This is a genomic window from Pseudomonas sp. G3-39, assembly GCF_054790485.1.
Genome location: NZ_CP186497.1, coordinates 2,578,892 through 2,592,465 on the forward strand (window position 1 = coordinate 2,578,892; position 13,574 = coordinate 2,592,465).

Genomic DNA, 13,574 nt, shown 5'->3' on the forward strand with positions numbered 1-13,574 from the left:
TCAGCTGCTCCATAAGTTCCCACACGAATTGCTTGATTCATTGAAGAAGACGATAGAAGCAGCCCGAAATTGGGTCTGTAGCTCAGTTGGTTAGAGCGCACCCCTGATAAGGGTGAGGTCGGCAGTTCGAATCTGCCCAGACCCACCAATTTTTGTGTGGGAAACCTGTAGAAATACGGGGCCATAGCTCAGCTGGGAGAGCGCCTGCCTTGCACGCAGGAGGTCAGCGGTTCGATCCCGCTTGGCTCCACCACCACTGCTTCTGAAGTTTGAAAGCTTAGAAATGAGCATTCCATCGCTGAGATGGTGAATGCTGATTTCTAGTCTTTTGATTAGATCGTTCTTTAAAAATTTGGGTATGTGATAGAAAGATAGACTGAACGTTACTTTCACTGGTAACGAATCAGGCTAAGGTAAAATTTGTGAGTGACTCTTAAGAGTTTTGCGAATTTTCGGCGAATGTCGTCTTCACAGTATAACCAGATTGCTTGGGGTTATATGGTCAAGTGAAGAAGCGCATACGGTGGATGCCTTGGCAGTCAGAGGCGATGAAAGACGTGGTAGCCTGCGAAAAGCTTCGGGGAGTCGGCAAACAGACTTTGATCCGGAGATGTCTGAATGGGGGAACCCAGCCATCATAAGATGGTTATCTTGTACTGAATACATAGGTGCAAGAGGCGAACCAGGGGAACTGAAACATCTAAGTACCCTGAGGAAAAGAAATCAACCGAGATTCCCTTAGTAGTGGCGAGCGAACGGGGACTAGCCCTTAAGTGGCTTTGAGATTAGCGGAACGCTCTGGAAAGTGCGGCCATAGTGGGTGATAGCCCTGTACGCGAAAGTCTCTTAGTCATGAAATCGAGTAGGACGGAGCACGAGAAACTTTGTCTGAATATGGGGGGACCATCCTCCAAGGCTAAATACTACTGACTGACCGATAGTGAACTAGTACCGTGAGGGAAAGGCGAAAAGAACCCCGGAGAGGGGAGTGAAATAGATCCTGAAACCGTATGCGTACAAGCAGTGGGAGCCCACTTTGTTGGGTGACTGCGTACCTTTTGTATAATGGGTCAGCGACTTATTTTCAGTGGCGAGCTTAACCGAATAGGGGAGGCGTAGCGAAAGCGAGTCTTAATAGGGCGTCTAGTCGCTGGGAATAGACCCGAAACCGGGCGATCTATCCATGGGCAGGTTGAAGGTTAGGTAACACTGACTGGAGGACCGAACCGACTACCGTTGAAAAGTTAGCGGATGACCTGTGGATCGGAGTGAAAGGCTAATCAAGCTCGGAGATAGCTGGTTCTCCTCGAAAGCTATTTAGGTAGCGCCTCATGTATCACTGTAGGGGGTAGAGCACTGTTTCGGCTAGGGGGTCATCCCGACTTACCAAACCGATGCAAACTCCGAATACCTACAAGTGCCGAGCATGGGAGACACACGGCGGGTGCTAACGTCCGTCGTGAAAAGGGAAACAACCCAGACCGTCAGCTAAGGTCCCAAAGTTATGGTTAAGTGGGAAACGATGTGGGAAGGCTTAGACAGCTAGGAGGTTGGCTTAGAAGCAGCCACCCTTTAAAGAAAGCGTAATAGCTCACTAGTCGAGTCGGCCTGCGCGGAAGATGTAACGGGGCTCAAACCATACACCGAAGCTACGGGTATCACGCAAGTGATGCGGTAGAGGAGCGTTCTGTAAGCCTGTGAAGGTGAGTTGAGAAGCTTGCTGGAGGTATCAGAAGTGCGAATGCTGACATGAGTAACGACAATGGGTGTGAAAAACACCCACGCCGAAAGACCAAGGTTTCCTGCGCAACGTTAATCGACGCAGGGTTAGTCGGTCCCTAAGGCGAGGCTGAAAAGCGTAGTCGATGGAAAACAGGTTAATATTCCTGTACTTCTGGTTATTGCGATGGAGGGACGGAGAAGGCTAGGCCAGCTTGGCGTTGGTTGTCCAAGTTTAAGGTGGTAGGCTGAGATCTTAGGTAAATCCGGGATCTTAAGGCCGAGAGCTGATGACGAGTTACCTTTCAGGTGACGAAGTGGTTGATGCCATGCTTCCAAGAAAAGCTTCTAAGCTTCAGATAACCAGGAACCGTACCCCAAACCGACACAGGTGGTTGGGTAGAGAATACCAAGGCGCTTGAGAGAACTCGGGTGAAGGAACTAGGCAAAATGGCACCGTAACTTCGGGAGAAGGTGCGCCGGTGAGGGTGAAGGACTTGCTCCGTAAGCTCATGCCGGTCGAAGATACCAGGCCGCTGCGACTGTTTATTAAAAACACAGCACTCTGCAAACACGAAAGTGGACGTATAGGGTGTGACGCCTGCCCGGTGCCGGAAGGTTAATTGATGGGGTTAGCTAACGCGAAGCTCTTGATCGAAGCCCCGGTAAACGGCGGCCGTAACTATAACGGTCCTAAGGTAGCGAAATTCCTTGTCGGGTAAGTTCCGACCTGCACGAATGGCGTAACGATGGCGGCGCTGTCTCCACCCGAGACTCAGTGAAATTGAAATCGCTGTGAAGATGCAGTGTATCCGCGGCTAGACGGAAAGACCCCGTGAACCTTTACTATAGCTTTGCACTGGACTTTGAATTTGCTTGTGTAGGATAGGTGGGAGGCTTTGAAGCGTGGACGCCAGTTCGCGTGGAGCCATCCTTGAAATACCACCCTGGCAACTTTGAGGTTCTAACTCAGGTCCGTTATCCGGATCGAGGACAGTGTATGGTGGGTAGTTTGACTGGGGCGGTCTCCTCCTAAAGAGTAACGGAGGAGTACGAAGGTGCGCTCAGACCGGTCGGAAATCGGTCGTAGAGTATAAAGGCAAAAGCGCGCTTGACTGCGAGACAGACACGTCGAGCAGGTACGAAAGTAGGTCTTAGTGATCCGGTGGTTCTGTATGGAAGGGCCATCGCTCAACGGATAAAAGGTACTCCGGGGATAACAGGCTGATACCGCCCAAGAGTTCATATCGACGGCGGTGTTTGGCACCTCGATGTCGGCTCATCACATCCTGGGGCTGAAGCCGGTCCCAAGGGTATGGCTGTTCGCCATTTAAAGTGGTACGCGAGCTGGGTTTAGAACGTCGTGAGACAGTTCGGTCCCTATCTGCCGTGGACGTTTGAGATTTGAGAGGGGCTGCTCCTAGTACGAGAGGACCGGAGTGGACGAACCTCTGGTGTTCCGGTTGTCACGCCAGTGGCATTGCCGGGTAGCTATGTTCGGGAAAGATAACCGCTGAAAGCATCTAAGCGGGAAACTTGCCTCAAGATGAGATCTCACTGGAACCTTGAGTTCCCTGAAGGGCCGTCGAAGACTACGACGTTGATAGGTTGGGTGTGTAAGCGCTGTGAGGCGTTGAGCTAACCAATACTAATTGCCCGTGAGGCTTGACCATATAACACCCAAGCAATCTGAATGCTCGAAAGAGACCAGATTGCGGTGTGTGAAGACGCAATGAACCGAAAGTTCGCGCTGCTCACAAAACACCTGTATCACATACCCGATTTGCTGAAGCGAGGCCAGTTGGTCACGAGTCAGTACCCGAATTTCTTGACGACCATAGAGCGTTGGAACCACCTGATCCCATCCCGAACTCAGAAGTGAAACGATGCATCGCCGATGGTAGTGTGGGGTTTCCCCATGTGAGAGTAGGTCATCGTCAAGATTAAATTCCGAAACCCCAATTGCGAAAGCAGTTGGGGTTTTGTTTTGCCCGCAGGAAAGTATTTTCCTGCCAATACAGGCCCTAACTGCTTGTTTTTGCCCTGATCTGACGCGAAATCCAAGCCCGACTGTAGGACAAAACACGACTAGCCATGGTGGTCGGAAAATGGATAAAGCCATGGGCGGACGAGGGCAGCAGATGGATTTCAACCGGTGCTGATCGTTGCCAGCGCTCAGCCAGTTCCAGCGTGTCATCGCGCAGCGGATCCAGTTCACCGGTGAACATCAACGCCGGTGGCAATCCGCTCAAGTCGCCGTATAGCGGAGACAGTGGCGCCTGCCGGCGTTCATCATCGCTCAATCCTGGAGTCAACAAGCGTAGCGCCTCGACCATTCCCGGGCCGTCGAGTACCAGCGTTTCAGCAGGTGCTGCGTGCACGCTTGGGGTGCCGGCGAGATCGTAAACGCCGTAATAGAGCAGGGCGCCGCTGACCCGCTGCAGCAGATCGGATGATGCTTTGAGCGCTAACAGGGTGGCAGCTGCCAGATGCGCGCCTGCCGATTCGCCGACAACGATTACCGGCAGGCCGACGAACTCCGTGCAATCATCGTTCAACAGCCAGCGTGCAGCGCACAGACAATCCTGCATGAGATCCTCAACTGGCGTATTGACTGCCAACCGATAGTCGACCGATACCACCGCCACGTTGCATGTCTTGACCATGGCGACATTAAGGTCGTCGTTCATCCGTGCATTGCCGATCACCCAACCGCCACCGTGGTAATCCAGCACCACACCTTGAGCCTTTCCTTGCGGGCGGATGATTCGGACAGGCACTGACACACCTTGCGAATACACCACAGTGTTTTGCGCATGCAGGTCATGCTTGAGCGGTTTGTCCGCGCTGACAATCTGACTGGCACGCAGCAGTACCTGGATCAAACGCGGCGTCAGCCGATTGCGGATGCGAAAACGCGGCAGCCAGGCGAGCTTGCGATTGAAGCGTTGCATCTGCGCCAGATCACTATCGCTGAACTCAAGCACATTCTTAGCCAAATCTTTCCTCCTTAGATTGCAGCGCCGGCTCAATATTCCCCACCTGCGGCAATGTCTCAGGCACCGCCAGCCACAACAGCACAAACGCCACTCCGGCAATCACCGCCAGGGTCAGAAATGCCGCGTTGTAACCGGCCTCCTGCAGCACAATGCCCGCCACGCTGGCACTCAATGCTGCGCCCAGACCAAACACCGTCGAGAGAGCGCCTAGGCTGATGTTGAAGTGTCCAGTGCCCAGCGTCAGGTCTTTCACTACCACCGGGAACAGCGCACCGAAGATCCCCGCGCCGACGCCGTCGAGCATCTGCACCGCTACCAACCAGTAAGGGTCGGCGGATAACGTATAAAGCACGCCACGCAGCGGCAGAATCAGGAAGCCTGCGAGTAGTAGCGGCTTGCGTCCCCAAACATCGGCTTTGGCCCCGACCAGCAAGGCGACCGGCACCATGACCAGTTGTGCGGCAACGATACAGGCCGAGGTCAGTGGCGTCGCCATCTGCAAGTTGACCTGCGCCAGTTTCTGGCTCACCAGTGGCAGCATCGCTGCGTTGGCCAGGTGAAAGAGGGCGCAGCAGATGGCGAACATCAGCAGCGCCTTGTTGGTCAGCAGCACCGCCAATCCCGAAGGCGCCTTGGCGTGAGTAGCGTCGCTGGGGTCAAGGCCCCGGGCCAGATCATGGTTGATCGCGTTGGCATCGACGAAGCTCACGGCGATTACACTGCACAGCGCCATGACCGCCATCAGATAAAACACCGCCACCGGCCCGAACAGGTACGCGAATCCACCGGCCAGCAGCGCCGCGCAGGCGTTGCCGGCATGGTTGAAGGTCTCGTTGCGTCCGGTGCGTCGGGTGAACGCGCGCGGCCCGGTGATGCCCAAGGTGATCGCCGAAATGGCCGGAGCGAACACCGATGCCGCGGCGGCGCTCAGCGCTTGGGTGATCGCTACCAGACTGAAGGACGTCACGAAGGGCAATACCACGCAACTGCCGGTCACCAGTAACGCGGCAATCGCGATCACTGCTCGTTTACTGCGTGTGTTGTCGACCAGGGCACCGGCGGGCGTCTGGGTGACAAGGGCGGCAATGCCAGCGAGGGTCATCACCAGCCCGATGCTGGCCGGCTCCCAGTGATGAACGGCCAGCAGGTAAATGGCCAGATACGGCCCGAGACCATCGCGCACATCGGCGAGGAAGAAATTCAGGCTGTCCAGCGAGAGGTTGTTGCGACGATCGGTATGAGTGACCACGCTGGCATCTTCAATAAACGAGGTTCGGCGAAATGCCTCAACCTCCGCTAAGTCAGTGACTTGTCGCCAGCGGATTTAGTTTCCTGGCGAATGCCGACGGCACATACTTTTTCGCTCGGCGCTCGCCCCAGCAATGGCAACCCGATCAGGGTCAGACCGATACCGAGTAGCGCGCTGGCACTCAGCGGATCGCCGAACTGCATCCACGCCCACAACAGTGTCAGCGGTGGCGTCAGAAACAGCGCGCCACTGATGCGCTGCATGCTGAAACGCTGAAGGCACCGCCAATAAAATCCGTAGCCACCAAACGTCGAGAAGATCACCAGCCACAGCACGCCACTGACGAAGTCTGCACTGATCGGCGGGCGCAATTCACCCTCAAGACCTGCCAGCAGCGCGAACACAGGAATCACCGCACACACCTGAATAAACAGCGCCGTGGTGGCCGGCATCGCGACGCCCGGCCGGGCTTTCTCAAACAAGGTGGCCGCCGCCAGCGACAATACCGCCAGTAACGGCAAGCTGTAGGCCCACAACCCCGCACCGGCCCATTCGACACTCGCGGCGCTGGCTAGCAGCATGCCGATCACGCACAGCGCCACACCCAGCCATTGCCAGCCACGTGTGCGCTGGCCTGGGACGCTGCCGGCCAGCAGCACGATCGTCAGCGGCAACAGATTGGCAAACAGTGACGCAGTGCCAGGCGTGACGCCAAGTTGAATCGAGGCGGCAATCGGTCCGATGTAGCCACCCATCGCGAATAGCCCAAGCAGTGCCTGATGCCACATGTCTTTTCCGTGCAAACCACGCAAGCCTGCCCAGGCGAACGGCAGCAACAACAATGCCGCCAATACAAAACGCCACAACGAGGCCAGGTATACGCTGCCCTGATCGGCGACGTAGCGATAGCCAATGAACCCGGAACTCCAGCTGACCACCATTGCCATCAGCAGTAAAAAACGAACAGGCATGACGTTCATCGCATGGCACCTGACAGAGGAATGAGTTCGATGATATGAATCAAGCACTGATGCATTCAAACGATACGATCCGCACCACTGATGCAGGAATTCTCAAGCATGGCCGAAGCCCTTGATATCGAACTGTTGCGCACCTTTCAGGCAATCGTGCGCTTCGGGCAATTTCTCGCCGCCGCGAGTTTCCTCAACAAGAGCCCGTCAGCGGTCAGCCTGCATGTGCGGCGTCTGGAAGCGCTGGCGGGCGGGCGCTTGCTGGAGCGCGATAACCAGACGGTCAACCTCACTCCACTGGGTCGACGCTTTGCCCTGCAGAGCGCCGAATTGCTGCGCCACCACGATCAATTGCTGGCGAGTTTCAGCACGCCGCTGGCCAGCGGGCGGGTTCGCCTGGGGATTTCCGAGGAGTATGCCGGCGCGGTACTGGGCTGTACGTTGCCGCACCTGTCGGCAGATTTTCCGCATATCGAGCTGGAAGTCGAAACAGGTGCCAGCGGTCGGTTGAGTGCGCGTCTGGAACGCGGACAACTGGATCTGGCGTTGCTGGTGGTCGTCGCAGACGCGCCGCCATCGACGCGTTGCGTAAGGATGCTGGGCCTGACCCAGCCCGTGTGGGTCGCCGCGCACAATTACACGCAGGATCTCACCCGGCCGGTACCGCTGGCCTTGCACGGCAAGGGTTGTCCCTATCGCAGCGTTGCCGTGGATGCATTGAGCGAGCAGGGACGCCGGTGGCGCGCAGTGATTGTCAGCGCCGGTGCCAGCGCGCTGGAAACAGCCATCGAGGCCGGATTGGCGGTGGGCATTGTTGATCGTGCGCAAGTGCGCCCCGGCATGCGCGTGTTGAGCAGTGAGGAGGGATTACCCGAGTTGCCGCTGCACGAGTTGCGCCTGATGCAGGCACCGGGTGAATTGAGTGAGGCGGGGGAGGTTCTGGTGCGCTTGATCGGTGACGGCTTCGTGTTGTGACGCGTTGAGCGACGGCGGCCTCCGGGCAGGGCCGCCGTCAGTCATTACATCAGTTGATCCGCGGATGCTGCTGCACCAACTCCTTGCGCTTGGCTTCCAGCTCGGCGATTTCGGCGTCGATGTCTTCGATTTTCTGCTCGATGTTGTCGTGGTGCTCCTTGAGCAGTTCCTTGGCTTCCTCAAGATCCGACGCCGCCGGCGCGGCACCGCGCAGCGGTTTGTTGGCGGTCTCTTTCATGGTCACGCCGGTGATCAGGCCGACCACGGCAATCACCATCAGGTAGTAGGCCGGCATGTACAGGTTGTTGGTGCTTTCCACCAGCCAGGCCACGGCGGTCGGGGTCAGGCCGGCAATCAGCACCGAGACGTTGAACGCGGCGGCCAGTGCACTGTAGCGGATGTGCGTGGGGAACATTGCCGGCAGGGTCGAGGCCATGACGCCGATGAAGAAGTTCAGCAACACCGCGAGGATCAGCAAGCCGGAGAAGATCAGGCCGATCTTGCCGCTGTTGATCAGCATGAACGCCGGAATCGCCAGCAGGAACAGACCGATACTGCCGACCACAATGAAAGGTTTGCGGCCGATCTTGTCGCTGATAAAACCAATCGCCGGTTGCACAAACAGCATGCCGACCATGATCGCGATGATGATCAGCACGCCACGGTTTTCGCTGTAGTGCAGGTTGTGCGACAGGTAGCTCGGCATGTAGGTCAGCAGCATGTAATAGGTGACGTTGGTCACCGCTACCACGCCAATGCAGGTCATCAGACTGCGCCAGTGTTTGGTCGCGACTTCCTTGAACGAGACCTTCGGCCCGCCCGCCAGACCTTCACGGTCGCCTTCTTCGAGTTTCTCGACATGCTGTTGAAACGCCGGCGTCTCTTCCAGCGCATGCCGCAGATAGAGGCCGATCATGCCCAGCGGCAGGGCGAGGAAGAACGGCAGACGCCAGCCCCATTCAAGGAATTTCTCTTCGCCGATGATCGTCGAAATCAGCACCACCACACCGGCGCCGAGGACGAAGCCGGCAATCGAGCCGAAGTCCAGCCAACTGCCGAGGAAACCGCGCTTGCGGTCGGGCGCATACTCGGCGACGAAGATCGAGGCGCCGGTGTACTCACCGCCGACCGAGAAGCCCTGAGCCATTTTCGCCAGCAACAGCAGGATCGGCGCCCAGATGCCGATCGACTCATACGACGGTATCAGGCCGATGGCGAAGGTACTCAGCGACATGATCACGATGGTCGCGGCCAGCACTTTCTGCCGCCCGTACTTGTCACCCAGCGCACCGAAGAACAGGCCGCCCAACGGACGGATCAGGAACGGCACCGAGAAGGTCGCCAGCGCTGCAATCATCTGTACGCCAGGATCGGCGCCGGGGAAGAAGATCTTTCCCAGTGCATAGGCGACGAAGCCGTACACCCCGAAGTCGAACCATTCCATGGCGTTGCCCAGTGCGGCGGCGGTGATCGCCTTGCGCATCTTGGCGTCGTCGACAATCGTGATGTCTTTCAATCCGATGGGATTGACCTTGTTTTTCCTTGATTTCATGCGGGTCACTCATAGCTGAACGGATTCGATGCCATTGTTTTGCTGGCATGGGTTCTTTCCGTCAGATACAAGAAGACACGAAAAAATTCACTGCTCAGGGCATTTTTGTCGTTCGCACCCGCCAAGACGCAGCAGAGCCCACCCGGCGGCGATTACGCAAAAGCACAAGACGTCAGGCTGAAAACCCGGATAATGGCCGCCAATTCGTTTTTGCTCTCTGGTAAACCCGCATGGAAATCAAGGTCAACTTTCTCGACAACCTTCGACTTGAAGCCAAGTTCGACGACTTCACGGTGATCGCCGATCAGCCCATTCGCTACAAGGGCGATGGCTCGGCACCGGGGCCGTTCGACTACTTCCTGGCGTCGTCGGCCTTGTGCGCGGCTTATTTCGTGAAGCTGTACTGCGAAACCCGCAACATCCCGACCGAGAATATTCGCCTGTCGCAGAACAACATCGTCGACCCGGAAAACCGCTACAACCAGATCTTCAAGATCCAGGTCGAATTGCCGGCAGACATTTCCGAGAAGGATCGTCTGGGCATCCTGCGTTCGATTGATCGCTGCACGGTGAAGAAAGTCGTGCAGACCGGCCCCGAGTTCGTGATCGAAGAAGTCGAGAACCTCGACGCCGATGCGCAGGCCTTGCTGATGCCGCATTCGACCTCTGAAGCGGGCACCTACATCGCCGGCAAAGATCTGCCGCTGGAGCAGACCATCGCCAACATGTCGGGGATTCTCGCCGATCTGGGGATGAAGATCGAAATCGCCTCGTGGCGCAACATCGTGCCCAACGTCTGGTCTCTGCACATCCGCGATGCGCATTCGCCGATGTGTTTCACCAACGGCAAGGGCGCGACCAAAGAGGGCGCACTGGCCTCGGCACTGGGCGAGTTCATCGAGCGCCTGAACTGCAACTTCTTCTATAACGACCAGTTCTGGGGCGAGGACATCGCCACCGCCGAGTTCGTGCATTACCCGAACGAGCGCTGGTTCAAACCGGGTCCGAAAGACGAGCTGCCGCCAGAGATTCTCGACCCATACTGCCTGGACATTTACAACCGCGACGGCGAGCTCAAAGGCTCGCATCTGTACGACACCAACTCCGGCAACACCCAGCGCGGCATCTGCTCGCTGCCGTTCGTGCGCCAGTCGGATGGCGAGGTGGTGTACTTCCCGTCGAACCTGATCGAAAACCTGTTCCTGAGCAACGGCATGAGCGCTGGCAACACCCTGGCTGAAGCCCAGGTGCAATGTCTGTCGGAGATCTTCGAGCGCGCGGTCAAACGCGAAATTCTCGAAGGCGAGATGGCTTTGCCCGACGTGCCGCAGGAAGTGCTGGAGAAGTACCCAAGCATTCTCGCCGGGATCAAAGGCCTGGAAGAGCAGGGCTTCCCGGTGCTGGTCAAGGACGCGTCGCTGGGCGGTGAATTCCCGGTGATGTGCGTGACCCTGATGAACCCGCGCACTGGCGGCGTGTTCGCCTCGTTCGGCGCGCACCCAAGCCTGGAAGTGGCGCTGGAACGCAGCCTGACCGAACTGCTGCAGGGCCGCAGTTTCGAAGGCTTGAACGATCTGCCGCAGCCGACTTTCTCGGGCCAGGCCGTGACCGAACCGAACAACTTCGTCGAGCACTTTATCGACTCCAGCGGGGTGGTGTCGTGGCGCTTCTTCAGCGCCAAGTCTGACTTCGAATTCGTCGAATGGGACTTCTCAGGTCAAGGCGAAAACTCCAACGCCGAAGAAGCCGCAACCCTGTTCGGCATCCTTGAAGACATGGGCAAAGAAGCCTACATGGCGGTCTACGACGACCTCGGCGCCAATGCCTGCCGGATCCTGGTGCCGGACTACTCGGAAATCTATCCGGTGGACGACCTGATCTGGGACAACACCAACAAGGCCCTGCAATTCCGCGCCGACATCCTCAATCTGCACAGCCTGAGCAAGGTCGGTCTGCGCAACCTGGCCCAGGGCCTGGAAAACAGCGAGCTGGATGATTACACCGACATCACCACGCTGATCGGCATCGAGTTCGACGACAACACGCCGTGGGGCAAGCTGACCATTCTGGAACTGCGCCTGCTGATCTACCTCGCCCTGCAGAAATTCGAGCAGGCCAAGGATCTGGTCGAAGCCTTCCTGCAATACAACGACAACACCGTCGAGCGCGGCTTGTTCTATCAGGCGGTGAACGTGTGTCTGGAAATGGAGCTGGACGAAGACCTGGAACTCGCCGACTACGAGGCCAACTTCCGCCGCATGTTCGGTGACGAGCGCATGGACGCGGCGATTGGTTCGGTCAACGGCAGTGTGCGTTTCTACGGTCTGACCCCGACCAGCATGAAACTCGAAGGGCTGGATCGTCACCTGCGTCTGATCGACAGTTATAAAAAGCTGCACACCGCGCGGGCTAATGCGGCGGCGTTGAAGCGCTAATAGCAGACGGTCACTTCTGCTGAGTAAACCTGTAGTGAGGGGTTTCATCCCCGATGGCGCGTGAAGCGGGCCCGGCTTCTTCAACCAATAAAGAAGCGGGCCTGCTACGCAGTCCATCGGGGATAAATCCCCTCACCACAAGTGAGTATTGTGGGGACATGGAGTCGGCAAAATGACTCTCACGAATACTGCTGTGTACTTGAGCGCGAACGCCATGAACCGCATGGATCAGGACGGCACACTGGACGCCAATCCCGTCTCCGCCGCAAAACCTGCGGGAACCCGCCGCTAATTCTGAGTCCACTGCACAACCCCATGTGGGAGCGAGCCTGCTCGCGAAGAGGGCGTGTCAGTCGCCATCGCTTTGGCTGACAGATCGCATTCGCGAGCAGGCTCGCTCCCACATTGGATTTCTGGCAGCCGCCAATCCTGAGTCCACCCAATAACCCTGTGGGAGCTGGCTTGCCAGCGATAGGGCCGTTTCAGCCAACATCATTATCGGTGCCGTCAGCGCTTGCACTGCGCCTGCACCACCTGGCAAGTGTTCGGCGTCCCTCCGGAGCGGCTCGCATAACGCATGCAGTTATTCATCGACTTCTTGCGCGCCATGCTCAAAGTATCGCCCCAGGCCAGACCCCCTTCGCCGGAAGTGGGCACGGCTTTGGCGTAGCAGTTCGAGCCGTTGGTGGCGTAGCGCTTGCTCGAACAGCCGACTGTCAGCGCCAGGGTGGTGGCGAGCAGGGTAAGTAGCACCCAGGACGAGCATTGGCGTGCGGTGATTGTGGTCATCTGGGTTCCTCGTTGGGTCATGCGCATCAATTGCCTCGCCCACAGGCGTTGGGCATTATCCAGCAATCGACATAAGGAAGCGTCCCCAATGCGTGCACCCACACTACACCTGATGTGCGGCAAGATCGCCTCGGGCAAATCGACACTGGCCAAATCACTGACTGAGGAGCACCGCGCGCTGGTGCTCAGTGAGGATCAGTGGCTGTCGCGGCTGTATCCGGAGCAGATCCAATCCGTGGCGGATTACCTTCGATGTGCGCGGCAGATTCGCGGCGTGCTGGGGCCGTTGGTGATCGATGTGCTTAGCGCGGGGGTGAGTGTGGTGCTGGATTTTCCGGCCAATACCGTGGCGGATCGGCAGTGGCTGCGAGGGCTGGCGGATACTGCAAAAGTGCCGCATTGCCTGCACTATCTCGCGGTGGATGACGATACTTGCCGCGTCCGGCTACATGCACGCAATGCGCTGGCCGAACATGAGTTTGCGGCGTCGGATGCGGAGTTTGATTTGATCTCCAGCTACTTTCAGGTGCCGGAAGTGGGCGAGGGGCTGGAGATCGTCATGCACGGAAATCGCTAGCAGGCTAGCTCCCACTTTGGATCTCTGGCAGCCGCCAACCCTGAGCTCAACGCAAAAAACTGTGGGAGCTGGCTTGCCAGCGATGGGGCCGTGTCAGTGGCCATCACTTTGGCAGGCTCGCCCCAATCGCCAGCAGGCTAGCTCCCACAATGATATCCACCGCCTGATCCACGCTGACATTCGCGGTGTCGAGGCACAGAATCGGCTGCGTCCAGGCCTCATATTCGTGATTCACAACAGAAAACCAACATCGGTGATGTCAGCCCCGTGATGTCTGATTGCCGCTGCTCAACCCGACGACGATGCTC

Annotated in this window: 9 protein-coding genes, 2 tRNA genes and 2 rRNA genes; 7 read left to right on the forward strand and 6 right to left on the reverse strand. The window is 57.5% G+C overall.

Features of this window, described 5'->3' with window-relative positions; translation table 11 throughout:
- The first annotated feature begins 71 nt into the window (after positions 1-71).
- From ACOYXG_RS11360 to rrf, 4 genes are all read left to right on the forward strand, one after another.
- Positions 72-148, forward strand: a tRNA-Ile gene (locus ACOYXG_RS11360).
- A gap of 29 nt (positions 149-177) precedes the next feature.
- A tRNA-Ala gene (locus ACOYXG_RS11365) sits at positions 178-253 on the forward strand.
- A gap of 247 nt (positions 254-500) precedes the next feature.
- Positions 501-3,392: ribosomal RNA gene (locus ACOYXG_RS11370) — 23S ribosomal RNA — on the forward strand.
- A 154-nt stretch (positions 3,393-3,546) separates the two neighbouring features.
- A 5S ribosomal RNA gene (gene rrf, locus ACOYXG_RS11375) occupies positions 3,547-3,662 on the forward strand.
- A gap of 81 nt (positions 3,663-3,743) precedes the next feature.
- Here the strand turns inward: rrf and ACOYXG_RS11380 are convergent.
- The 3 genes from ACOYXG_RS11380 to ACOYXG_RS11390 are packed head-to-tail and all read right to left on the reverse strand — an operon-like array spanning position 3,744 to position 6,947.
- Entirely contained in the window at positions 3,744-4,673 is a 930-nt protein-coding gene (locus ACOYXG_RS11380) for an alpha/beta hydrolase fold domain-containing protein (RefSeq protein ID WP_460357779.1), read from the reverse strand.
- 37 nt (positions 4,674-4,710) lie between these two features.
- Positions 4,711-5,967, reverse strand: a complete 1,257-nt coding sequence (locus ACOYXG_RS11385; RefSeq protein WP_096796895.1) for an MFS transporter — start codon at positions 5,965-5,967, stop codon at positions 4,711-4,713.
- 47 nt (positions 5,968-6,014) lie between these two features.
- Positions 6,015-6,947 (reverse strand): DMT family transporter, encoded by a 933-nt coding sequence (locus tag ACOYXG_RS11390; RefSeq protein ID WP_257012800.1) that lies wholly within the window; start codon positions 6,945-6,947, stop codon positions 6,015-6,017.
- A gap of 99 nt (positions 6,948-7,046) precedes the next feature.
- On the opposite strand from ACOYXG_RS11390, the gene ACOYXG_RS11395 reads away from it, so the two are divergent.
- Complete coding sequence (locus ACOYXG_RS11395) at positions 7,047-7,913, forward strand: LysR substrate-binding domain-containing protein (protein WP_096796894.1); 867 nt, start codon at positions 7,047-7,049, stop codon at positions 7,911-7,913.
- Positions 7,914-7,962: 49 nt separating this feature from the next.
- Here ACOYXG_RS11395 and proP read toward each other — a convergent pair whose 3' ends face one another.
- The gene (proP, locus tag ACOYXG_RS11400; RefSeq protein WP_027613786.1) at positions 7,963-9,465 is read right to left on the reverse strand and encodes a glycine betaine/L-proline transporter ProP; all 1,503 of its coding nucleotides are present in this window, start codon (positions 9,463-9,465) and stop codon (positions 7,963-7,965) included.
- 230 nt (positions 9,466-9,695) lie between these two features.
- Here proP and ACOYXG_RS11405 point away from each other — a divergent pair, with 230 nt between their 5' ends.
- Complete coding sequence (locus ACOYXG_RS11405) at positions 9,696-11,900, forward strand: OsmC domain/YcaO domain-containing protein (RefSeq protein ID WP_027613787.1); 2,205 nt, start codon at positions 9,696-9,698, stop codon at positions 11,898-11,900.
- Between the two features lie 507 nt (positions 11,901-12,407).
- Here the strand turns inward: ACOYXG_RS11405 and ACOYXG_RS11410 are convergent.
- Positions 12,408-12,689 carry a hypothetical protein gene (locus tag ACOYXG_RS11410; protein ID WP_027613788.1) on the reverse strand — a complete coding sequence of 94 codons (282 nt, stop codon included), beginning with the start codon at positions 12,687-12,689 and terminating at the stop codon, positions 12,408-12,410.
- An 88-nt stretch (positions 12,690-12,777) separates the two neighbouring features.
- Between ACOYXG_RS11410 and ACOYXG_RS11415 the strand changes: the two genes are divergently transcribed.
- Positions 12,778-13,266, forward strand: a complete 489-nt coding sequence (locus tag ACOYXG_RS11415) for a P-loop nucleotide/nucleoside kinase family protein (protein WP_027613789.1) — start codon at positions 12,778-12,780, stop codon at positions 13,264-13,266.
- 103 nt (positions 13,267-13,369) lie between these two features.
- Here ACOYXG_RS11415 and ACOYXG_RS11420 read toward each other — a convergent pair whose 3' ends face one another.
- Positions 13,370-13,501 carry a hypothetical protein gene (locus ACOYXG_RS11420; protein ID WP_460357784.1) on the reverse strand — a complete coding sequence of 44 codons (132 nt, stop codon included), beginning with the start codon at positions 13,499-13,501 and terminating at the stop codon, positions 13,370-13,372.
- Positions 13,502-13,574 lie beyond the last annotated feature (73 nt).